Source organism: Microbacterium sp. CBA3102 (assembly GCF_007954505.1).
Classification (GTDB): domain Bacteria; phylum Actinomycetota; class Actinomycetes; order Actinomycetales; family Microbacteriaceae; genus Microbacterium; species Microbacterium aurugineum.
In genome coordinates this window covers 1,933,537-1,954,268 of sequence record NZ_CP042412.1, presented here as the reverse complement: position 1 = coordinate 1,954,268, position 20,732 = coordinate 1,933,537, and the positions used below count along the sequence as shown (strand labels likewise).

General features: G+C 68.8%; 23 protein-coding genes. 10 read left to right on the top strand and 13 right to left on the bottom strand.

Annotated elements, in window-relative coordinates:
• The first annotated feature begins 98 nt into the window (after positions 1-98).
• The 4 genes from FGL91_RS09415 to FGL91_RS09400 are packed head-to-tail and all read left to right on the top strand — an operon-like array spanning position 99 to position 4,115.
• Positions 99-1,385 (top strand): branched-chain amino acid ABC transporter permease, encoded by a 1,287-nt coding sequence (locus tag FGL91_RS09415; RefSeq protein WP_081997086.1) that lies wholly within the window; start codon positions 99-101, stop codon positions 1,383-1,385.
• A gap of 3 nt (positions 1,386-1,388) precedes the next feature.
• Positions 1,389-2,366, top strand: coding sequence for a branched-chain amino acid ABC transporter permease (locus FGL91_RS09410; RefSeq protein WP_047524168.1), 978 nt, complete (start codon positions 1,389-1,391; stop codon positions 2,364-2,366).
• Positions 2,356-3,351 (top strand): ABC transporter ATP-binding protein, encoded by a 996-nt coding sequence (locus tag FGL91_RS09405; RefSeq protein WP_153243675.1) that lies wholly within the window; start codon positions 2,356-2,358, stop codon positions 3,349-3,351. Before FGL91_RS09410 ends, FGL91_RS09405 begins: the two co-directional genes overlap by 11 nt.
• Positions 3,348-4,115, top strand: a complete 768-nt coding sequence (locus tag FGL91_RS09400) for an ABC transporter ATP-binding protein (RefSeq protein WP_047524167.1) — start codon at positions 3,348-3,350, stop codon at positions 4,113-4,115. Before FGL91_RS09405 ends, FGL91_RS09400 begins: the two co-directional genes overlap by 4 nt.
• Positions 4,116-4,236: 121 nt before the next feature.
• On the opposite strand, the gene FGL91_RS09395 is transcribed toward FGL91_RS09400, so the two are convergent.
• The 3 genes from FGL91_RS09395 to groES form a co-directional block, all read right to left on the bottom strand.
• Positions 4,237-5,490 (bottom strand): ABC transporter substrate-binding protein, encoded by a 1,254-nt coding sequence (locus FGL91_RS09395; RefSeq protein ID WP_047524166.1) that lies wholly within the window; start codon positions 5,488-5,490, stop codon positions 4,237-4,239.
• Positions 5,491-5,634: 144 nt separating this feature from the next.
• Positions 5,635-6,567 (bottom strand): EamA family transporter RarD, encoded by a 933-nt coding sequence (gene rarD, locus FGL91_RS09390; protein ID WP_153243674.1) that lies wholly within the window; start codon positions 6,565-6,567, stop codon positions 5,635-5,637.
• A gap of 110 nt (positions 6,568-6,677) precedes the next feature.
• Entirely contained in the window at positions 6,678-6,974 is a 297-nt protein-coding gene (groES, locus tag FGL91_RS09385; protein ID WP_153243673.1) for a co-chaperone GroES, read from the bottom strand.
• A 169-nt stretch (positions 6,975-7,143) separates the two neighbouring features.
• On the opposite strand from groES, the gene FGL91_RS09380 reads away from it, so the two are divergent.
• Entirely contained in the window at positions 7,144-8,349 is a 1,206-nt protein-coding gene (locus tag FGL91_RS09380) for a THUMP-like domain-containing protein (RefSeq protein WP_416202665.1), read from the top strand.
• A 7-nt stretch (positions 8,350-8,356) separates the two neighbouring features.
• On the opposite strand, the gene FGL91_RS09375 is transcribed toward FGL91_RS09380, so the two are convergent.
• The 10 genes from FGL91_RS09375 to FGL91_RS09330 are packed head-to-tail and all read right to left on the bottom strand — an operon-like array spanning position 8,357 to position 16,537.
• Complete coding sequence (locus tag FGL91_RS09375; RefSeq protein ID WP_153243671.1) at positions 8,357-9,532, bottom strand: hypothetical protein; 1,176 nt, start codon at positions 9,530-9,532, stop codon at positions 8,357-8,359.
• A complete protein-coding gene (locus FGL91_RS09370; RefSeq protein ID WP_153243670.1) occupies positions 9,516-10,652 on the bottom strand; it encodes a hypothetical protein in 1,137 nt (378 codons plus the stop codon). Before FGL91_RS09370 ends, FGL91_RS09375 begins: the two co-directional genes overlap by 17 nt.
• Before the next feature lie 4 nt (positions 10,653-10,656).
• Positions 10,657-11,145, bottom strand: coding sequence for a hypothetical protein (locus FGL91_RS09365; RefSeq protein ID WP_047524160.1), 489 nt, complete (start codon positions 11,143-11,145; stop codon positions 10,657-10,659).
• The gene (gene tsaD / locus FGL91_RS09360) at positions 11,142-12,209 is read right to left on the bottom strand and encodes a tRNA (adenosine(37)-N6)-threonylcarbamoyltransferase complex transferase subunit TsaD (protein ID WP_153243669.1); all 1,068 of its coding nucleotides are present in this window, start codon (positions 12,207-12,209) and stop codon (positions 11,142-11,144) included. Before tsaD ends, FGL91_RS09365 begins: the two co-directional genes overlap by 4 nt.
• Complete coding sequence (gene rimI, locus FGL91_RS09355; RefSeq protein WP_153243668.1) at positions 12,206-12,694, bottom strand: ribosomal protein S18-alanine N-acetyltransferase; 489 nt, start codon at positions 12,692-12,694, stop codon at positions 12,206-12,208. The genes tsaD and rimI overlap by 4 nt, the downstream gene beginning before the upstream one ends.
• Entirely contained in the window at positions 12,691-13,308 is a 618-nt protein-coding gene (tsaB, locus tag FGL91_RS09350; protein WP_153243667.1) for a tRNA (adenosine(37)-N6)-threonylcarbamoyltransferase complex dimerization subunit type 1 TsaB, read from the bottom strand. Before tsaB ends, rimI begins: the two co-directional genes overlap by 4 nt.
• Before the next feature lie 60 nt (positions 13,309-13,368).
• Entirely contained in the window at positions 13,369-13,740 is a 372-nt protein-coding gene (locus FGL91_RS09345) for a flagellar assembly protein FliW (protein ID WP_047524156.1), read from the bottom strand.
• Entirely contained in the window at positions 13,737-14,618 is an 882-nt protein-coding gene (gene flgL / locus FGL91_RS09340) for a flagellar hook-associated protein FlgL (protein ID WP_047524155.1), read from the bottom strand. The genes FGL91_RS09345 and flgL overlap by 4 nt, the downstream gene beginning before the upstream one ends.
• Before the next feature lie 13 nt (positions 14,619-14,631).
• Positions 14,632-16,041 carry a flagellar hook-associated protein FlgK gene (gene flgK, locus FGL91_RS09335; RefSeq protein WP_153243666.1) on the bottom strand — a complete coding sequence of 470 codons (1,410 nt, stop codon included), beginning with the start codon at positions 16,039-16,041 and terminating at the stop codon, positions 14,632-14,634.
• Between the two features lie 13 nt (positions 16,042-16,054).
• Complete coding sequence (locus FGL91_RS09330; RefSeq protein WP_047524153.1) at positions 16,055-16,537, bottom strand: flagellar protein FlgN; 483 nt, start codon at positions 16,535-16,537, stop codon at positions 16,055-16,057.
• Between the two features lie 196 nt (positions 16,538-16,733).
• On the opposite strand from FGL91_RS09330, the gene FGL91_RS09325 reads away from it, so the two are divergent.
• From FGL91_RS09325 to FGL91_RS09305, 5 genes are all read left to right on the top strand, one after another.
• Complete coding sequence (locus FGL91_RS09325; RefSeq protein WP_153243665.1) at positions 16,734-17,534, top strand: sigma-70 family RNA polymerase sigma factor; 801 nt, start codon at positions 16,734-16,736, stop codon at positions 17,532-17,534.
• 109 nt (positions 17,535-17,643) lie between these two features.
• Entirely contained in the window at positions 17,644-18,474 is an 831-nt protein-coding gene (locus FGL91_RS09320; protein WP_047524151.1) for a flagellin, read from the top strand.
• A gap of 75 nt (positions 18,475-18,549) precedes the next feature.
• Positions 18,550-19,938 carry a flagellar filament capping protein FliD gene (fliD, locus tag FGL91_RS09315; RefSeq protein WP_047524150.1) on the top strand — a complete coding sequence of 463 codons (1,389 nt, stop codon included), beginning with the start codon at positions 18,550-18,552 and terminating at the stop codon, positions 19,936-19,938.
• A 2-nt stretch (positions 19,939-19,940) separates the two neighbouring features.
• Positions 19,941-20,327 carry a flagellar export chaperone FliS gene (gene fliS, locus FGL91_RS09310; protein ID WP_047524149.1) on the top strand — a complete coding sequence of 129 codons (387 nt, stop codon included), beginning with the start codon at positions 19,941-19,943 and terminating at the stop codon, positions 20,325-20,327.
• Positions 20,328-20,329: 2 nt separating this feature from the next.
• On the top strand, positions 20,330-20,620 hold the full coding sequence (locus tag FGL91_RS09305) for a hypothetical protein (protein ID WP_227992059.1): 291 nt from the start codon (positions 20,330-20,332) through the stop codon (positions 20,618-20,620).
• Positions 20,621-20,732 lie beyond the last annotated feature (112 nt).

Below are 20,732 nucleotides of genomic sequence, written 5' to 3'. Positions count from 1 at the left end.
CGCGGAGACACAGCACTCAAAGTGGAGGTTGCGTGGGACCCACAACAATCGCCGTGCATCGAAAGCGCCCCTGGCTGGTCGCCTTCCTCGGTATCCTCATGGCGCTCAGCGCCGTCTTGCTCCTGCCCCCTTCATCGGCCTCGGCCGAGACGACGGACGACGGACAGGAGATCACCGACTTCTACTTCGCCGGCGTCGTCACCAACGCGGACGAGCCCGTCGAAGGCGTCGTCATGTCCATCGAGGGCAACGGCTTCGAGGCCGAGACCGAGACCGACGCCGAGGGCAAGTGGCGCCTGTACGTGCCCGAGAAGGAGACGTACACCCTCACGGTCGACGAATCCACGCTTCCGGACGGAGTGATCGTCGACGCGACCCAGCTCCCCGAAGGCATCCAACCGGTGTCGGGGACGACGGCCTCGTTCGAGCTCGAATTCGGCCTCACCGGGACCAAGATCGTCAACTTCTTCCTCGGTGCCGGCGAACGGGTGACGGTCTCCTTCCTCGATCAGCTCCTCTCGCGCATGGTGGGCGGGCTGAACTTCGGTCTCCTGCTCGGCCTCGCCTCCATGGGCGCCGCGCTGATCTACGGGACCACCCGCCTGTCGAACTTCGCCCACGGTGAGATGGTCACGTGGGGCGCGGTGGTCATGCTGCTCTTCACCACGTTCTGGAACCTTCCGCCCTGGCTCGGCATCCTCGCCGCGGTCGTGGGCGGTGCGGCACTCGGCTGGGCACTGGATGCGGGGATCTGGAAGCCTCTGCGCCGCCGCGGCCTGGGTGTCGTCCAACTGATGATCGTGAGCATCGGCCTCTCCCTCGCCCTGCGCTACGGCATGCAGTACATGATCGGCGGGAGCACCTACCAGCTGCCAGGCGCGAGTCCCGAGCCGATCAAGCTCGGGCCCATCTCGCTCTCCTACATCGACATGATCGCGATGGCGACGAGCATCATCGTGATCCTCGGCGTGGCCTTCTTCCTCACCAGGACCCGCACCGGAAAGGCGACCCGAGCGATCTCGGACAACCCGCAGCTGGCCGCCGCATCGGGCATCGACGTCGACAAGGTGATCCGCACGGTGTGGATCCTGGCCGGCACGCTCGCGGCGATCTCCGGCATCCTGTGGGCGTACTTCCGCCCCGGGGTCAAGTGGGACATGGGTATGCAGATGCTGCTGCTGATGTTCTGTGCGATCACGCTCGGCGGTCTCGGCTCCGCGATCGGCGCCCTGATCGGCTCGATCATCGTCGGCCTCGCAGTCGAGGTGTCGACCTTGTTCGGCGTACCGACAGACCTCAAGTACGCGACAGCACTGGTCGCACTGATCGTGATCCTGCTGGTGCGTCCGCAGGGCATCCTCGGGCGCAAAGAAAGGTTGGGCTGACGCATGGACTTCGGCAGTATTTTCGGCAACACCGCCTCCTATCTCTTCAGCCCGACGACGATCGCCTACGCGCTCGCGGCAACGGGCCTCGCCGTGCACTTCGGATACACCGGACTGCTCAACTTCGGCATGGCGGCCTTCATGGCCATCGGCGCCTACGGCTATGCGATCTCGATCCTGACGTTCGGCTTCCCCTGGTGGGCGGCGCTTCTGGTCGGCCTGCTCGGCGGGGCGGTGTTCGCTCTCGTGCTCGGTATCCCCACCCTCCGTCTGCGCGCCGACTATCTGGCCATCGCGACCATCGCGACCGCCGAGGTGGTGCGCCTGTTGTTCGTGACCGAGCTGTTCAAGGACTGGACCAACTCGGCGGGCGGACTCTCGGGCTATCACCAGAGCTTCCGCGATGCGAACCCGTTCCCTCCCGGCACCTACGGCTTCGGACCGTGGACCTACAACGCGACGGACCTCTGGGTCCGAGTCGTCGGTGTGATCAGCCTCGCAGTGGCGGTGCTCGTGGTGTGGGCTCTCATGCGCAGCCCGTGGGGTCGTGTGCTCAAGGGCATCCGCGAGGATGAGGACGCGGTGCGCTCGCTCGGCAAGAACGTCTTCGCCTACAAGATGCAGGCCCTCGTGGTCGGTGGTGTGATCGGCGCCCTCGGAGGCGTCGTGTTCATCCTGCCGTCCGCGGTGATCCCCGGCAGCTACTCCACGTCGCTGACGTTCTTCCTGTGGACGATCCTCCTCCTCGGAGGTGCGGCGACCGTGCTCGGACCCACACTCGGCGCCGTGCTGTTCTGGGTGGTGTTCGCCTTCCTCGGCGCGCTCCTCCCCGCGATGGCGAACGCCGGCTACCTCCCGATGTCCAGCGCGCAAGCCGACGTCGTGCGGTACATCGTGATCGGTGTCGTGCTGATGCTGATCGTCATTTTCCGCCCCCAGGGCATCCTCGGAAACAAGAGGGAGATGACCTTTGTCAAGTAACGACGACGCGGCGGTCACGCCCGCGAAGACCACATCCCGCGCCAAGACCGGCGGTCTCGCCGCCGGTCCCGCAGCCCCCGGGGTCAAGAAGGTCGACCCGATCCTCATCGCCGATGCCGTGGAGCGCCGCTTCGGCGGCCTCACCGCGGTCGACGTCGATCACCTGGAGATCCCTCGCGGGGCGATCACCGCTCTGATCGGTCCGAACGGTGCCGGGAAGACGACCCTGTTCAACCTGCTGTGCGGCTTCGACAAACCGAACGCCGGCACCTGGTCGTTCGACGGCAAGAACCTCTCGGGCATCCCCTCCTTCAAGGTGGCGAGGATGGGACAGGTGCGCACGTTCCAGCTGACCAAGTCGCTGTCGCTGCTCACCGTGCTCGAGAACATGAAACTCGGCGCGAAGGACCAGCGCGGCGAAGGGTTCTGGGCGGGCTTGTTCCCCTTCCTCTGGCGCACGCAGGACCAGGAGATCGAGGCGCGCGCGCACGAGCTCCTCACCCGCTTCAAGCTCGACGCCAAGGAGCAGGACTTCGCGGCATCGCTCTCGGGCGGTCAGCGCAAGCTCCTCGAGATGGCCCGCGCCCTCATGAGCGATCCGACCCTGGTCATGCTCGATGAGCCGATGGCCGGCGTCAATCCCGCCCTCACACAGTCCTTGCTCGAGCACATCCTCGACCTCAAGGAGCAGGGGATGACCGTGCTGTTCGTCGAGCACGACATGCACATGGTCCGGCACATCGCCGACTGGGTGGTCGTGATGGCCGAGGGGCGGGTCGTGGCCGAGGGGCCGCCCGACCAGGTCATGGAGGACCCCGCCGTCGTGGACGCCTACCTCGGGGCGCACCAGGATCTCGATCTCGGTGCCGTCACCGGTCGCCTCCCCGTGATCTCGGAGGAGGACGCGATCCGCATCCGGGAGAAGATCGAGACCGAGGTCGAGGCCGAAGAAGAGGCCGAGGACATCGAGGAGAAGAAGTCATGACCGACGCCCCCGTCGAACGCAACGAGATCAAGAACGACGACGTCATCGTCGAGCTGACCGATGTGCACGCCGGCTACCTGCCGGGAGTGAACATCCTCAACGGAGCCAACCTCGTGGCCCACAAGGGCGAGTTGATCGGCATCATCGGACCGAACGGCGCCGGCAAGTCGACCCTGCTCAAGGCGATCTTCGGCATGGTCGAGATCCGCTCGGGCGACGTCACGGTGAAGGGCGAGAGCATCGTGGGCCTCAAGGCCGACAAGCTCGTCCGCCGCGGTGTGGCCTTCGTGCCGCAGACGAACAACGTGTTCCCCTCGCTCACGATCCAGGAGAACCTGGAGATGGGGCTCTACCAGAATCCGAAGATCTTCGCCGAGCGCCTCGAGTTCGTGAGCAGCATCTTCGCCGAGCTCGGCAAGCGCCTCAAGCAGCGCGCCGGATCGCTCTCGGGCGGTGAGCGGCAGATGGTCGCGATGTCCCGAGCGCTCATGATGGACCCCTCCGTGCTGCTGCTCGACGAGCCGTCGGCCGGCCTCTCCCCCGTGCGGCAGGACGATGCCTTCATCCGGGTCTCCGACATCAACAAGGCCGGCGTGACGACGATCATGGTGGAGCAGAACGCCCGGCGCTGCCTGCAGATCTGCGACCGCGGTTACGTGCTCGATCAGGGCAAGGATGCCTACGAGGGTTCCGGTCGCGAGCTGTTGAACGATCCGAAGGTCATCGGCCTCTACCTGGGGACGCTCGGGACCGACGCCGCCTGACGTTCCGGTCGCGAAAAGGCTCGGTATCCGCGTGGATACCGAGCCTTTTTGCGACCGGAGCAGGGTGACCACGCAGAAGAAGGCCCCGGATGGTGTGCATCCGGGGCCTTCCTGTGCGCGATTACTTGATGCGCGAGGTGACGTTGTCGGCGTCGAACTCGTAGACGCCGATCGCGGCGCCCTTCGGGTCGTTGTTCTCGTCGAACGTGATCTCGCCCGAGAGGCCGTCGTAGTCCGCCGTGCCGCCGCCGTTGATGATGTCGGCGCACTCCGCGAACGTGGAGCACTTCTCGCCATCGCCGTCGCCACCGGAGACGGTGCGCATCTGCTCCGCCATGTCCGCACCCTCGACCGAGCCGGCGGCCAGAGCCGACAGCGCCATCAGGACCACGGCGTCGTACGCCTCGGCGGAGTACGTCACTGCGTCGATCGGGTCGTTGCCGTCAGCCGTCCAGACCTCGTTCAGCTGGTCGAGGAAGTCCTGCGGCAGCTCGGCGCCGGCGCGGGTGCCCTTCGAGCCCTCGAGGCTGACGGGGATGTCGGTGCCCCAGTCCTTGAGGTTGCCGTCGACGAGGTACAGCGACCCGGTGTCGACCCCGGCGTTGCCGAGGAGCGGCGCGATAGTCGCGAACTGGTCGTACGACACGACGGCCACGGCGTCGGGGTTCGCGGCAGCGATCTCCGAGACCTGCGCGTTGAACTGGCCGTCGCCCTGGTTGTAGGACGCATCCGCGACGACCTCGCCGCCGGTGCTCTCGAACGTCGCCTTGATGGCTTCGAAGAGACCGGTGCCGTACGGGTCGTTCTGGTAGATGATGCCGAGCGTCTTGTGACCGTCCTCGGCGATCTCGTTGCCGAGGACCTCGCCCTGGAGGTTGTCGCTCGGCGCCGTGCGGAAGTACAGCGGGTTGATGCCCGTGAAGTCCGGGGACGTGTTCGACGGCGAGACGGTGAGGATGCCCGCACCGGCGTTGCCGTCGAGGATGAGCTTGGTGACGCTCGACGATGCGGCACCGACCATGGCCGTGATGCCGGCGTTCTGCAGGTTGGTGATCGAGGTCTCATACGCCTTGTTGTCGAGGTCGCCCTCGTCGGCGGTGGTGAGGTCGATGGTCACGCCGGCGTCGGCCTCGTTGATCTGGTTGACGGCCAGCTGGACACCGGCCTCCATCGGAGCGCCGAGGAACGCGAGCGAACCGGTCGCGGGCAGGAGCGAGCCGAGCTTGAGCGTCAGATCGACGGCCGGCTTCTCACCACCCTCGCTCGGCTCGGCGTTCGGCGTGCTGCTGCAGCCGGCGACGACGATGGCGGATGCGCTGATCAAAGCGATCCCGGCGAAGACCTTCGCGGTGCGCGAGCCCTTCAGTGCGTTCATGATGCTCCCTTGCGTAACTGAACGTGGATTGTGACCACAGGCGGGTGCTCTAACACTAGGCCGTGATACCCGCGTGCAGGGATCGCAAGTATCTCGGTGCGTTAACGATCCGAGACCGGGTTCGGGCGGAGAAGAGACCCGGGTTCAGACGAGTTCGGTCGCAGCGATCCGACGGCCGCGGCGCCCGGCGAGCAGCAGATCGACGAGGAACACGGCGATGGCGATCCAGACGAGGATGAATCCCGCCCAGCGCTCCGGCGGCATCGGCTCCTTCAGGACGACGGCGCCGATGAGGAACTGCATCACCGGGGTGATGAACTGGATCATGCCGATCACCGTGAGGTTGATCCGCCGGGTTCCCGCGGCGAACAACAGCAGCGGTACCGCCGTCGCGACTCCCGCGAACGCCAGCAGCAGAGCGTGCACCCCTCCGTTCGCGCCCATCGTGATGCCCGCCGGCGTCATCGACACCACGATCAGCTGCGCGACGGCGATCGGGATCAGCCAGAACGACTCGAGGGTGAGCCCGCTGACGGCATCGACCGCCGGACCGATCTTCTTCTTGATGAGTCCGTAGATACCGAAGGATGCGGTCAGCGAGAGCGCGATCCACGGGAAGGCACGGTAGGCCACGATGATCACGACGACGGCGATCGCGGCGATGGCGATCGCCGCCCACTGCAGCCGACGGATGCGTTCCTTCAAGACGAAGACCCCGAGCAGCACCGTGGTGATCGGATTGATGAAGTAGCCCAGGCTCGTCTCGATCACGTTGTCGCTGAGGGTTCCGATGAGGAACACCTGCCAGTTGACGTAGATCAGGAGCCCGGCGAGCGCCGTCCAGCCGAGCAGCCGGGGCTGCCGGAGGATCGCTCGGAACGCTGCCCACCCGCGGGTGACGGTGAGCAGCAGGAGGCAGAACACGAACGACAGCAGCACCCGCCAGGCGACGACCTCCCACGGCCCGGTCGGTGCGAGCAGGAGGAAGTAGAGCGGAAGCACGCCCCAGAGCAGGTAGGCGGCTCCGGCGTACGCGACCCCCGCGGTCCGGGTGGCGCGGGTCGTCTCAGGGGTCACCGCACAACACTAGCGCCGGGAATGCAGAAGGGGCCCGGATGCCGATGCATCCGGGCCCCTTCGAGCACCTCGACCCTGCCCCGCGGAGGGGCCGGATCAGGTTCCGCAGATCAGCGGACGACGACCGCCAGGACGTCGCGAGCGGACAGGACGAGGAACTCGTCTGCGCCGAACTTCACCTCGGTGCCGCCGTACTTGCTGTAGAGCACGCGGTCGCCGACGGCGACGTCGATCGGAACACGCTTGCCGTTGTCATCGATACGGCCGGGGCCGACCGCCACGACCTCGCCCTCCTGGGGCTTCTCCTTGGCGGTGTCGGGGATGACCAGGCCACTCGCGGTGGTCTGCTCGGCCTCGACCTGCTTGATGACGATCCGGTCCTCGAGCGGCTTGATGGAAACCGACACGGTCTACCTCTTCTTTCTTGACGCTGACACGAAAGACTTGTTCGCACTCTCAACCCGAGAGTGCTAATGCCAGTGTAGGCGGTGTGCTGGCACTCACGCAATGCGAGTGCCAGCACACCCGCTCGAGACGGCTCCGCGCGTGGCGGGGAATTAGGCTGAGGGCGTGGAGATGTCCGAGCTGCGCGCCCTGCTGACCCCCGCCGGTCTCGAACTCCTCGACGCTGTCGGGACGGTCGGATCGAGTTCCGACGTCGCTCGCGCGGTCTCGAGGCTGCGCGCCGCCGGCCACTCCCCCGACCTGGTCTCCGCGGTCGTCGGACAGGCTCACCTGCGATCCAAGGCTGCCGCCAAGTTCGGACCGTTCGCCGGACGCATGCTGTTCACCCGGGCGGGCCTGGAGCAGGCCACCAGGCTCGGAGTCGCCGCTCGCCACGCGCAGCGGATCCGCAGCGCGGGATTCACGGCTGTCGCCGACCTCGGCTGCGGGATCGGCGGCGACGCGCTGGCTTTCACCGGCGCCGGGCTCGACGTGCTGGCGGTCGACGCCGATGAGGTCACCGCCGCGATCGCCGCCTACAACCTCGCGCCGTTCGGTGACGGCGCAGTGGTGCGCCATGACACCGCCGAAGACGCCTTCGAGACGATGCCCGCCGCCGACGACCGGGCGATCTGGATGGATCCCGCCCGACGCACCTCCGGTCACGGGGAGACGCGGCGCGTGTCGGCCGACGACTACTCCCCCTCCCTCGACTGGGCGTTCGACGTCGCACGCCGCGTGTCCACGGGCATCAAGCTCGGCCCCGCGCACGACCGAGATGCGCTGCCCGCCGACGCGGAGTCGCAGTGGGTGAGTGCCGACGGCAGTGTCGTCGAGCTCGTGGTGTGGAGCGGCGCCCTCGCCCGTAAGGGGGTTCGCCGCGCGGCCCTGGTGATCCGCGACGACCGGTCTCACGAGCTCACCGCACCCGCAGATGCCGTCGATGAGCCGGTGCGTGAGCTCGGCGCTTTCCTGCACGAACCCGACGGTGCCGTCATCCGTGCGCGTCTGATCGGCGATGTGGCCAGGAGCCTCGACGCCGGGATGCTCGACGAGCACATCGCCTACCTGACCTCCGATTCGGCGCTGACGAGCCCCTTCGTGCAGTCCTTCCGCGTGCGCGAGACGATGCCGGCGAACCCCAAGGCGATCAGCACAGCGCTGAAGGCGCACGGCATCGGCCGACTCGAGATCAAGAAGCGTGGGGTCGACGTCGACCCGGCGGCCTTCCGCAAGAAGCTCACGCTGCGGGGAGACCAGGAGGCGACGCTGATCCTCGCCCGCATCGGCGATCGACGCGTGGCGATCCTCGCCGACCGGGTCTCCGCCGCGAGCTGATCCGTTTTCAGCCGCCGGTTCCCGCCCCCGGCGGTGCGATCTCGATCGGGTCTCCGGGTGGCGCCTCGACGAAGAACGACTCGCCCGGCGGGACGATGGCGACGGGCACGCCCTCGGCGACCACCAGATACGCGTTCTGCTGCCCCGTGAACCTCAGCTCGAGCGCCGTGATCGTCGCCCTGCCGTCGCGCGTGTCGTCGTCGACGACCTGCGTGGCGAGCCCTCCTTCCACCGCCGTCTCGAACGGTACGCACGCCATGGGTCCGCCCGCGTCGACGATCAGGCACCTGTCCGTCGTGCCCTGCGCCGAGAGGCGGTCGGCGAGCCAGACCGGCTCCCCCCGGAACATGGTGATCAATGAGAGCCCGAAGCCGAAGCCGTCCGCTGCCAGCTCCTCGGCGCGATCGCGCACCGCTTCCGGGAACTCCGCCGCCAGCGAGGACGGTCCGCCCCAGCGCTGGATCCCCACCATCGGCTCACCGTCGACCGACAGGCGCAACGTGGCGATGACCGTCTCCACGCCGAAGGCCCCGTCGCCGGAAGACTCCTCGCCGATCGTCCCGTCCGCTTCCACGGGGAGAACCGCGGTCAACCCGTTGTCGACCTCGTCGACCGGGAGACAGTCCGTCTGCTCCCGACCGCTCACATCGAGGACCATGCAGCTCAGGGCGCCGTCCTCCCTGGTCGCGTACCAGACCAGGGCGTCGTCCGACGCGGCGACCGCACGGACGGAGCCGGGATCGAACGTCGAGGCCGAGAGTTCGGCACGTCGCTGCTGCTGCTCTCCGGTCAGGGGAATACTCGCGACCCGCGGCGAGAACAGTGCCCAGCCGGCTCCGATGCCGACCGCGAGCACGACGGCGACCCCCGCGATCGCAGCCACGACGTGCTGCCGCAGCGCGCCCCGGCGAGGCACGGGTTCGTCGCTGACGGCAGGCGCGACCGGCACGGAAGGTTCGACCGACGCGTCCGCAGGCGCTTCTTCCGCAGCGGGATCCTCGTCGTCCGCCGAGGGATCTGCACCGGCTTCGTCGACTGCCGACGGCGGGGACTCGATCGGAGAGCGGCGTTGCTCCTCCAGCTCGCGCAGGCGCTCGGCCTCCCCCTCCGTCAGCCGTGTCCCGCGGCCGTAGGCCCGCTGCTGCAGCGCCCGAAGCTCCTCGGCGTCAGTCCTCGGCTGCACCGGCGGCGTCCGCTTCGTGGGTGATGACGAGGTAGCCGGCGCCCGTGCTCGAGGCCAGTTCGAAGTGCGTGACGGCACCGGAATCGGCGTCGACGACGTTGAGGACCAGACTCGCCCCCTGCTCCTGCATCGTCTCGGGATCGAGGCACGTCTGCGGGGAATCGTCGGTGGATCCGTCGTAGATCAGACAGGAGTTCTGCGAGTCACGCTCCACGGCGGTCCAGAGCGGGACGTCGCCGTCGTAGCCGACCACCCAGAGGGAACCGGCGTCGAAGCCCTCGCGCGTCAGTCGCGCCGCGGTCTGCGACTCCTCCTCGTTCGCATACGTGAGCCCCGTCTGCGTCGGATCGTAGTCGTACGAGTTCACCGCGACGGCAGGCTCACCCGACGCGGTGAAGAGCATCTGCGCGCTGATCTGCCGCTGCAGGTCTTCTTCGGAGCGCACCGTGATCGAACCGTAGATGCCCTGCGCGGACACGGACTCCGTCTCGTCGCAGTTGGGCAGGGTCACATCGCCCGTGCTCAGGATCAGACACGTGCGCTCGCGACCGTCCTTCGTCGCGGTCCAGATGACCGCTCCCTCCTCCACTCCGAGCGCACGGACCGAGCCGGGATCGTAGTCCCCACCCGCGACGAGGTCGTCCTCCCACTGCTGCTGCTCAGGGGACAGCGCGACGGGTGCGTCGTGGGACCGACCGAAGGCGAGCCACCCCACACCCAACCCGACCAGGAGTACGGCCACGGTGGCGAAGGCGACCGGTCGCCAGTGCGATCGCGTCACGACGAGCAACGACCGTAGGGACGATCCCGGTGAGGCGTGTGCCTCCGCGATCGGCTCGGACATCTCGCCTCCCGACCGATCCGCCGGCGAAGGCTCATCGCGGCGCTCACCCGGCGACGGCCCGACGGAGTCCGTCCCATCGACGTGCGCCGCGTGTGGGAGCTGCGTCGGCTCCTCGACCTGCGTCGGCTCCTCGCTCTTCGGCGCAGCGGCCGTGGTCCGCCGGCGGTCCTCGAGTTCGCGGAGCCGCACCGCCTCAGCGGCCGTCAGTGCGGAGTCGCGGCCATAGGCCCGTGCGTGCAGGGAGCGCAGCTCCTCCGATTCCTCGGCGTCGAGCATCCGGTCACCCGAGCTTCTCGAACTGCATGCCCGCCCAGACCAGCCACCCCAGACTGTAGACGGTCGCGCAGAGACCCAGCACGAGCGCCCACCGCGCGATCGCCCGACTCTCGACCGGGCGACGCAACGACATGGCCGCGGCGATGACCGCGACGATCGCGACGGGGATCCCCCAGCCGACGAAGAACGAGGCTCCGAGCGCGACGATCGCCGCCAGCAGCGCCCACGGCGCGAGTCGAGTGTCGTCGATGGGCGAGGCATCGGTCGACGGCTCCCACTCCACGTCGTCTCGCGCGTCGATGTCGGGACCGCTCGCGACCACGGGTTCGATGCCGACAGGGCCGGTGGGGAACTTGGCATACCCCTCCCGGCGGGCTCCGGGAAGCCGCGCGGCCGCAGCCGGATGCTGCTCGACCTGCTCGCTCGGGCTCTCGATGCGCGTCGGCGGGGTGGGTGAGGCCTTCGCCTCGGCCGCACCCGAGGTGTCGCTCATACGGGCGCCCCCTCCGCGATCTGGATCTCGGTCACCGGAAGGGTCGAGTCCGCGCCGAACGTCAAGCGCGACGGCGGACGCCCCGAGGAGATCAGCTCCGACGCCAGGGCCGCGATCATGGCGCCGTTGTCGGTGCACAGCGAGAGAGGGGGAATGCGGACGGTGACGCCGGCCTCGGCGGCACGTCGGAGGGCGACCTCGCGCAGGCGCCGGTTCGCGATCACCCCGCCGCCGAGGAGCAGTCTCGGCACGCCGAGATCCGCGCAGGCGGCGAGCGCCTTGGTCACGAGCACATCGACGACGGCCTCACGGAAGCTCGCGGCGACGTCTGCCACCGGCACCTCGACCCCCTCCGCTTCGCACCGCTCGACCCAGCGGGCCACGGCCGTCTTCAGTCCGGAGAACGAGAAGTCATAGCGATGCTTCGCCAGATCGGAGGCCCGGGAGAGACCACGGGGGAAGCGGATAGCCTCCGGATCGCCATCGGCCGCCGCGCGGTCGATCTCGGGACCACCCGGGTAGGGCAGCGAGAGGAGCCGGGCGACCTTGTCGAAGGCTTCGCCTGCGGCGTCGTCCATGGTCTCGCCGAGCAGTTCGACGTCGGTCGTGAGATCGCGGACGTGCAGCAGCGAGGTGTGCCCACCGGATACCAGCAGGGCGATCGTCGGATACTCGAGCGGTGCGGAGCCGCCGGTCAGGATGTCGGCGGCGATGTGGCCGACGAGGTGATTGACGGCATACAGCGGTTTGTCGATCGAGACAGCGAGGCCCTTCGCCGCGCCCACGCCCACCATCAGCGCGCCCGCGAGACCAGGACCGCTCGTGACGGCCACCGCGTCGATCTCGTCGAGGCCCACACCCGCTTCGGCGAGCGCCGCATCGATGGCGGGTTGGAGCGCCTCGAGATGTGCCCTGGCCGCGACCTCGGGCACGACGCCGCCGTAGCGGGCGTGCTCGTCCATGCTCGACGCGATCGTGTTCGACAGCAGGGTGCGCCCGCGGACGATTCCGATGCCGGTCTCGTCGCAGCTCGTCTCGATGCCGAGGACCAGAGGCTCGTTCATGCCGTCGCCTCCTCGGACTCGTCCCGCGCGACCGGGTGGCGGCGCAGGTCCAGGCGCATCACGATCGCGTCCACATCATCCGGCTGATAGTAGCGGGGACGACGGCCGATCTCGGTGAAGCCTTCGGCGAGGTAGAGGCCCTCGGCCGCGGGGTTGTCGGCCCTGACCTCGAGGAACACCTCGCCGGCACCGCGCTCCGCGGCGGCGGCGAGCAGCGCGCGCAGGAGCGCCCGGCCACGGCCCTGGCCGCGGTACTCGCTGAGGAGCGCGATGGTCTGGATATCGGCGTCGAGGCTCCCACGCAGGGCCCGTACCCCGCCGTAGCCGATCACACTCCCCTCGTGCTCATCGACCAGGTACCGGCCGTGCAGGCTGGCGAGCTCGGACGCCATGGTCTCCCGGCTCCAGGCATCGGTCGGGAAGGAGCGGTTCTCAATCATCATGATCGCGTCGAGGTCGTCGGGCACGGCGTCGCGGAGGGTCACGTCCCCACCTTCTTCGGGGCACCGGGCAGCGTCACATCCGGGTTCCGCAGATAGAGGGGCTCATCGTCCGTCAACACACGACCGGCGGCGAGGGCGCGCGCGCCGATCCGGGCGAGGTCCCGCGCGGAGAGCGTCGCGACGTCGATGCGTCGGATGCCGTCGAGGTGTGCGTCGGCGTTCGCCGCGCGCACCAGGACCGTCTCGGCGACGACGTGCGGAATCCCGTCGGCGTCGATCCCGTCGAAGACCGTGATCGCGACCTCGCGTCGGCGCGCGTCGGTGACGACGGCGAACGGCCCCGGCTCGGTCTCGGTCGCGGCGAGCGCGGCCGCGAAATGGCTGGGCACCGCGATCACGGGGATGTCGCGTCCGAGCGCGAAGGCTCGTGCTGCGGCGATGCCGATCCGCAGTCCGGTGAACGGTCCGGGTCCCATGCCGGCGACGACGTGGGTCACCGCTCCAGCTCCGGCCTGTGCGAGCACCTCGACCAGCAGGTCGCCGATGATCTCGGCATGGCCGAGCGGGTCGGCTGCACTCGCCTCGGCGCGGAGGTCCCCGTCGGCATCGATGAGGGCCACAGCGGTACCCAGGGAGGTGTCGACGGCGAGGATCACCCTTCCAGATTAGCCGTGGTTCCGCTGGGAGAACGGCCTGGACCGGCCGAGAACGACGGCTCAGCCCAAGGGTGCGCGCAACGGGTAGTCCTGGTCCTCGAGGATCACCTGCGACGCGGCCCCCGTCGTGCGGTTCACGATCACCGGCGCGAGCAGGTTCACGCTCACGCCCTCCGCCGACGGGTGGGCGACCACGAGGATCAGTGCGTCTTCGGCGTCGCGGAGAGCGAGTGCGTCGGCCTGCTCGTCGGTGAGGATCGGCGCGTACTCGCTCAGCACCGTCCGCGGATCGACGAGGTAGAGCCGCAGCTCCGCGTCCTGCACGGCCCGCATCGCGAACAGTCCGTCGGCGCCGTCGACCGGGGCCAGGGCGAAGTCGACATGCGGCGCGAGTCCGGGAGGCGGGGCGAGGAAAGTCAGCGCCGCGGTCATCGGAGGAAGTCCATCAGCGACGGCTGGAGCACCCGCGCGTTCACCGCGAGCGCGGAGCGATACACGAGTTCCTGCGCCTGGAGGCGCACGAGCACTTCGATCGAATCGACGTCCTCGACCGCCGTGCGGCGAGACTCGAGGGACACGGAATTCTGCACTGCCGCCTCCTTGGCGCGTTCGATCTGAGATTGACGGGTGCCCACCGACCCCTGGACCCCGAGCATGGCCGTGCGACGCGCATCGATCTCCGCGAGTCGCGGTCCGACGTTGGTACCGGAACGGAGATCGGCGACGATCCGGTCCACCAACGCGAACACCGAGTCGTCCCCGGTTCCGAAGACGGCGGCGCCATCGGTGTCGACGCGCACGGAGGCACCGTCGGAGACCCGTCGGGTCACCTCCGCGCCCGGTACGCCACTGTGGCTGTAGTCGGCGGCGAAGGCTGCCGTGTCCGACGTTCCGGCGAACACGGAGCGTCCGAGCAGCCGGGTGTTCGCCTGGGCGAAGAGCTCCTCGCGGAGGCCTTCGAGTTCCACGGCCAGTGCTTCCTTGGCCACGGCGTCGAGCGCGCCGTCGTTCGCGCCCTGTGCGGTGAGGTCGCGGACCCGCCCGAGCAGTGAGGTGCTCGCGGTGATCGCCCCGTCGGCCGCCGTGACCCAGGCGAGTCCGTCGTCGATGTTGCGCGCGTACTGGTCGTTGCGTCGCTGCTCCGCGTGAAGCGCGAGCGCGGCTGCCGCGGCGGCCGGATCGTCGGACGGCGCGGCGAAGGCACGCTGCGAGGTGGCCTGCTCCTGCAGACGCGCGAGCTCGGAGAGGTTGGACTGCAGCTGCCGCATGGCCGTCTGCGTCATGGCCGAGGAGGTGACTCGAGAGATCATGATGCTCCTTCGATCAGCGTCCGACGAGACCCGTGCGGTTGATGAGCACGTCGAGCGCTTCGTCCACCGCGGTCATCACCCGGGCCGCGGCCTGATAGGCGGTCTGGTAGGTGAGCAGGCTGATGGTCTCCTCGTCGCCATCGACGGCGGCGACGGACTGCTGCGCGCCGACCGCCGCGACCGCGGCCGCGTCGGACACCTTCGCACGCTGCACATCGGCCGCCGTCGCCACACCGAACCGGGTGACATGGTCGGACCAGAGCGCGTCGGGCGAGGTCGCGCTCCGCCCAATCTGGGAGATCAGGTCGGCGTTGCTCGCGTCCCAGGCACCGGCACCCGGCGCGGCGAGCGCCAGATCCGACGGTGCTGTGATGGCGACGCTCAGCCCGAGTGCGGCGGAACCGGTCGGGGGGATCGTGAAGAAGTCGCCGCCGGGCTGTCCCGACGATGTGACCCCCGCGCGGTGCTGGGTGTTCAGCGCTTCTGCCAGCCGCGTCGCCACCGCGTCGTAGGTGGAAGCGAGCTGCGCGAGCATCCCTCCATCCGCGGCCGGGGCGAGGACGGCGAGCGAACCGCCGAGCTCACCGCCGTCGATCGATGCCGGCAGACCGGGAGCGGACGCCCAGGAGACCGTGAAGCGCTGGCCAGCGTCGATGGTGGCCGGTCCGTCCAGGACGAGATGGCGCGCGTCGGAGCCTGCGACGAGGGCGTTGCCGCCGATGCGCACGGTCATCGTGCCGTCGGTCTCGAGAGTGGCGGCGGCACCCGACATGCGGGCGACGTTCTGCGCGAGCACACTGCGCTGGTCCATGAGCTCGTTCGCCGAGCGCCCCGAGGCCAGCGCGTCACGGATCTCGCCGTTGAGCACGGCGATCTGGTCCGCCGCCGCGTTCACCTGGGTGATCGTCCGGTCGGCCGCGGCGCGGGCATCGTTCCACTGTCCGGCCACCGTCCGGTACCCACCCGCGATCTGCGAGGCGAGTTCCTTCGCGGATTCCAGGATGCTGGACGCCGCGGCCCCCGAGTCGGGGGTGTTCGCGAGGTCCTGCCATCCCGACCAGAACTTCGACAGTCGGGCCGCGAGCCCGTTCTCGGTCGGTTCGGCGAGGGAGGCCTCGATCGTGGTGGCGGCGACGGCACGGGTGGACCAGAAGCCGGACGCGGCGAGGGAATCGCGGACGCGGGCATCGAGCAGGGCATCGCCGAGACGGGCCACGCCGTCGATCGACACACCGTGCCCCGGCTGTGCGCCGACGCTGAAGCGGCCGGTCTGAGCGATGGCGGCGATGGCCGAGGTCTGGACACGCTGACGCGTGTACCCCTCGGTCTTCTGGTTCGCGATGTTCTGTCCCACCACGTCCATGCCCCGTCGGGCCGCCGCGAGGCCGCTGGCCGCGGTGTTCAATCCACTGAAGGTCGACATGATCCCCTTCCGGTCACATCTCGGTGTCGATGATGCGCGCAGCGTCGTCGCGAGCGCGATCACCCGTCGTCGTGTACTCCCCGGTGTCGTGCCCCAATGCGGCGATCGTCTCCTGGGTCGCGCGGAGCACTCCGCTGAGCTGTTCCGCGTTGGCGTCGCGCATCTGCTCCACCTCGGCGGCGAGCTTGGTCAGCGCCCGCATGTGGTCCGCGAAGACCTCCTGCCACGCACCTTCCGGCGCGTGTGCGATCAGTTCGCGAATCGTCGCGCCCTCGGGAGCCCCCCACTCCTCGGCGACGGTCGCGACCTCGACGGCGCGTGCGAGTCCCGCGCCACGAAGCCTGTCGAGTACCTGATCGATCTCACGCGCGGCAAACTGTATCCATTGGGATCGCCCGGCGGCGAGCAGCAACTGCTGCTCGTCGAGCTTGAAGAGCAGCATCTCGAGCAGTTCACGCTCTCGCCACAGCTGTATCGATAGTTCGTTGGCTCCCATGATCCCCTTTTCCCCAGTGATCGCCACGCCTCATAACGCGGCCAAAGGTCACTATCGGCTGCCGCGCCCCTAAGGTTACTATGTGGAACGGCGATGGGCAGTTCTCCCCATGTACATATCTCGCTCCTTGTGATATATACATCTGCTCATCTCCTCGGATCTTCCGGAGTGCATCCAGAGAGGTGGATCATCCCCCATGCCTTCGCGCGCTGAGCGCAATCTCCTCATCGAGAGCAACCTCCCCCTGGTCGGATACCTCGCCGCCGAAACCCATTCCCGCGCCACCCACATCCCCCGTGACGAGCTGGCGGCCGTCGGCGCGCTCGCGCTCGTGACCGCGGCCGACGCGTTCGATCCGGACCTGGGCGTCCCCTTCGGCGCCTACGCGCGCCGTCGCATCCTCGGCGCCTTCGCCGACGAGATGCGCTCCATGGACTGGGCGTCGCGCGGCATCCGCAAGCGCATCAAAGAGACGGTCGCCGTCCGCGAGACGCTCACCGCCGGTCTCGGCCGGACCGCGACCCCGACCGAGGTCGCCACAGCCATGGGCGTCACGAAGGACGTCGTCGTCGAAGCACTCGGCGATGCCGCGCGGACCGTGACCACCCTGGACGATCCCGCGGCCCGTGACGTCGCCACCGAGATCCCCCTGCCCGAAGAATCCGCCCTCGTCGGCGAACGCCGCGACATTCTCGAGCAGGCCGTCGCCGCGCTCCCCGAACGTATGCGCCGGATCGTGCAGGCCGTGTACTTCGACGAGCGGCCCGTGAAGGAGATCGCCGAGGAACTGGGGGTGACCCACTCGGCGGTGTCGCAGCAGCGCTCGGAAGCCATCCGGCTCCTCCGCGACGCTCTGGATCGGTACTTCGCCGAGGGCTCGGCGCCGACGACGACCACGCGCGTGTCCGCCGGCGCCCGCGACGCCTACTTCTCGCGGATCGCCGATGCGAGCAGCCCGCGGATCGCGGACATCTTCCGCGAAGCCGCCCCCGCCTGACCCGCGCTTCTCATCGCCCGGCTAACGGGCACGCCACCTCCGCCGATAGGTGTGGGCGGGAGACCACGGATGGTCACCCGTACAACACCATTCACGGAGGAGAACCCTTATGGGTATGCAGATCAACACCAACGTGTCGGCGCTCAACGCCTACCGCAACCTGTCCAACACGCAGAACGACCTGTCGAAGTCGCTCGAGAAGCTGTCGAGCGGCCTGCGGATCAACCGCGCGGCGGACGACGCCGCGGGTCTGGCGATCTCCGAGGGTCTGCGTTCGCAGGTCAACGGCCTGAACGTCGCGGCACGCAACGCCCAGGACGGCATCTCGGTCATCCAGACCGCAGAAGGCGCCCTGACCGAAGTCCACTCGATCCTTCAGCGCGTTCGCGACCTGACCGCTCAGGGTGCGAACGACTCGAACAACGCGAAGTCGCGCGAAGCGATCCAGACCGAGATCGGCGCCCTGGGCGACGAGCTCACCCGGATCGCCGAGAGCACCAACTTCAACGGCATCAAGCTGCTCTCGGGCGGCACGACGCTGACGTTCCAGGTCGGTGCGGGCGCGGTCGCCGCCGAGGACCAGATCTCGGTCGCACTGACCGACTTCGCCAGCCTCGGCGCCGACATCAAGGGATACGCGGCCACGATGACGGACGCTGCCACCTACGGTGCCGCGCTGGCCGACATCGACACCGAGATCCAGGCGGTCTCGACCGCACGTGCCGGTTACGGTGCGCTGCAGAACCGCTTCGAGTCGACCATCAACAGCCTCAACGTGTCGGCGGAGAACCTCGCCGCCGCCGAGAGCCGGATCCGCGACACCGACATGGCGTCCGAGATGGTCAAGTTCACGTCGGCGAACATCCTGTCGCAGGCGGGCACGGCCATGCTGGCCCAGGCGAACCAGTCCAACCAGGGCGTTCTCCAGCTCCTGCGCTGACCCACGCCGTAGTGTCCGGGCGGCGGTTCCGCCCGTCGCCCGGACACCGTCCGCTCCCGATCCGCAAAGGCGATCATGTCCCTCTCGCTCGACGGTCTCGTCTCCGGCCTGAAGACCACGGAGGTCATCAAGGCGCTGATGGACGTGCACGCCATCCCGCGCTCGCTGCTCAAGGCGAAGATGGACGACAAGAACGGCATCGTCTCCCAGCTGCAGACCCTGAACACCGCGATCCAGAACCTCGCGACCGCAGCGGAGAAAGCCGCGGTCCCCGATGGACTCGCCCGCTTCACCACCACCTCCTCGTCGCCCTCGGTCACCGTCGCCACGCGCGCCGGCGCTGCTCCGCTCTCCGCCGACATCGTCGTCGACCAGGTCGCCACGAACCACACGATCGTCTCCGCCGCCACACAGGGCTGGCCGGTCGATCCCCCCGTGATCACGCTCGAGAACGCCACGGGCGAGCGCGTCCAGGTCACGGCCGACTCCGCGTCGATGCAGGACGTCGCCCAGGCGATCAACGAAGCGGGCGCGGGCATCGTCGCCGCCGCCGTTCCCGCCGGGCGTGACGCCGACGGGAACGTGATGCACCGCCTGCAGCTGCGCGCCGCGGACTCGGGAGAGGCCGGACAGTTCCGCGCCTATCGCGGTGACATCGCCGCCGTCGAGAGCGGCACGGCATCCGACCTCTCGACCGAAGCGGGAGCCGCCGTCATCGCCACCGGCGCCGACGCCCGTCTGCGGCTCTGGGCGGGAACGAGCGCAGAGCAGGTGCTGACCTCGTCAAGCAACACGTTCACCGATCTGTTCGACGGTGTGGACGTGACGGTCACCGCACGTTCCGCCGATCCCGTCACGATCGGCGTCGCCGTCGACACCGAAGCACGGACGAAGGCGTCGGCGGACTTCATCGCCGCCGTCAAGGACATCCTGACCCGCATCGACAACGGCTCGAAGACGACCGTCGCCGCGAAGCCGGGAGACAAGACCACCCTCGGCGTCTTCACGGGCGACAGCACCGTGCGCGGGTTGCGCAATGCGCTCGCCGACGCCGTGCAGCACCCCGTCGACGGGGTCTCTCCCTCATCCATCGGCATCTCGACCGACATGTACGGCGTCCTGAGCTTCGACGAGGAGAAGTTCGCCGAGGCACTCGCGAAGGATCCGGATGCCGTGGCCGGCCTCTTCTCCGATGTCGCCGCGCGCGTGCAGGACACCGCGAAGATCTACTCGGACAAGTACGACGGGCTCCTCACCTCCCGCATCACGGGTCAGGAGAGCGAGGTCAAGGGCCTCGGCGAGCAGATGGAACGCTGGGACGTGCGGCTCGCGCAACGCAAGGCCTCCCTGGAGCGCACGTACGCGCGACTCGAAGTCATGCTGTCGCAGCTCCAGTCGCAGTCGACGTACCTCTCGTCGCAGATCGCCGCCCTCCCGGGCTCGAGTTCGAACGGGGGGAAGTGAGCATGAACGCCGCCCTGCGCGCACAACAGCGCTACCGCGAGGATGCCGTGCTGTCGGCACCCCCGGAGCGCCTGGTGACCATGCTCTACGACCGGCTGCTGCTGGACATCGAGCGTGGCGAGACCGCTCAGCGTGCCGAGGACTGGGCCGAGGCGAACGCGCAACTGCAGCACGCGCAGGCGATCGTCTCGGAGCTGTCCTCCTCGCTGACCGACGACTGGAACGGCAGTGCCGGACTGCGTTCGGTCTACGTCTTCCTCTCGCAGACACTCATCGGGGCCAACATCGGCCGCGATCCCGAGCGCACCCGCGCCTGCCACGGCATCGTCGCCCCACTGCGCGATGCCTGGCACGAGGCCGCCCGCACCGTGGCAGAGAGCCGGGCGTGAGCATGGACGAGTGGACCGCGCTGCTCGATCGGCTCGAGCACGACGCCGAACGGATCCTCGCCGCTGCCCCCGGCACCGCGGATGCGGCGGACCTCGCCCCCTGGACACCGCCCGCCGCTCCGCTTCCCCCCGCGCTCGCGGATCGCGCCAGACAGGTCGTCGAGCTGCAGCGCACGGCGATGGAACGAACCCGCACCGACCTCGACGGCCTCCGGCAGCACCTCGGCGCCGTGAGCCGCATCCCGGGCGCCCGGCGCCCCGAGGAGCCCGCCTACCTCGATGTGGACGGCTGAAACCGCTCCCTAACGCCGCGCACGAACCTGCCGATAGAGCAGGGAGAGCACGGATGGCTCGCATGACTCGGCCAGGGATCGGCCACACCAGCCACACACGGGGAGCCGGTTC